The 1,324-nt window shown below is 39.9% G+C and carries 1 protein-coding gene; it reads left to right on the top strand.

Annotated elements, in window-relative coordinates:
• The first annotated feature begins 100 nt into the window (after positions 1–100).
• A complete protein-coding gene (locus ACWOEC_RS12200; protein WP_215717297.1) occupies positions 101–1,273 on the top strand; it encodes an IS256-like element IS1542 family transposase in 1,173 nt (390 codons plus the stop codon).
• Positions 1,274–1,324: the final 51 nt, after the last annotated feature.

The raw sequence follows: 1,324 nt of genomic DNA, 5'->3' as shown, positions 1-1,324 counted from the left end.
GATTACGTCCATATAATTGTGTAAAAGATAAAAGGCCATGTAACAGCCCTTTTACGGTACAATGTTTTTAACCACAAAAACATACCCAGGAGGACGTTACATGACCCAAGTACATTTTACACTGAACAACGAAGAGGTTCAAAGTATTATTGAACATTCGGTAAAAGATGAAGTTTCTAAAAATATTTTGACCACTGTTTTCAACCAATTGATGGAAAATCAACGAACAGAATATATTCAAGCCGATGACTATGAACGTTCAGAAAGTCGTCAGAGTCAAAGAAATGGCTATTATAAGCGAGACTTTACGACTCGTGTGGGCACACTCGAGTTAAAAGTGCCTAGAACACGTGATGGTGAATTTTCACCGACGGTGTTTGAGCGTTATCAGCGAAATGAAAAGGCACTGCTCGCTTCAATGCTTGAGATGTATGTTTCAGGCGTTTCGACACGTAAAGTTTCAAAGATTGTTGAAGAGCTATGTGGAAAATCGGTATCGAAATCTTTTGTTTCTAGCCTGACTGAGCAGTTAGACCCGATGGTCAACGAATGGCAGAACCGTTCACTCTCAGGTACGAGTTATCCTTATCTGATGACTGATGTTCTCTACATAAAAGTCCGTGAGGACCATCGAGTGCTTTCTAAAAGCTGCCATATTGCGATCGGGATAACAGAAGGTGGTGATCGTGAAATCATTGGCTTCATGATCCAAAATGAAGAAAGTGATGACACATGGTCCATCTTCTTTGAATACTTAAAAGAACGCGGTCTACAGGGGACAGAACTCATCATTTCTGATGCCCATAAAGGCCTAGTGTCTGCAATTCGTAAGTCATTTACCAACGCAAGTTGGCAGAGATGCCAGGTCCATTTTTTAAGAAACATCTTCAGTTCCATTCCAAAAAAGAATTCAAAACCGTTTAGAGAAGCAGTAAAAGCGATCTTTAAGTTTACGGATATTGAACTCGCTCGAACAGCTAAGAATGCCTTAGTCGGTGAATATATCGACCAGTCTAAATATACAAAAGCTTGCGAAACATTGGATAATGGCTTCGAAGATGCCTTTCAATACACGGTTATCGGAAATGGTCACAATCGGCTAAAAAGCACCAACCTTCTTGAACGACTGAACCAGGAAGTCCGCAGAAGAGAAAAGATTATTCGGATTTTTCCCAACCGAACGTCTGCCAATCGATTAATTGGAGCTGTCCTTATGGACCTTCATGACGAATGGCTCAGTTCTACAAGAAAATATATTAAGTTTGATCAATGAGAGACCAGTAAAACATTGTATAGTATTTTACACAGGATTATGGACTTGACT

This window comes from Enterococcus bulliens (genome assembly GCF_053761865.1).
This window is presented reverse-complemented; position numbering and strand designations above follow the sequence as displayed.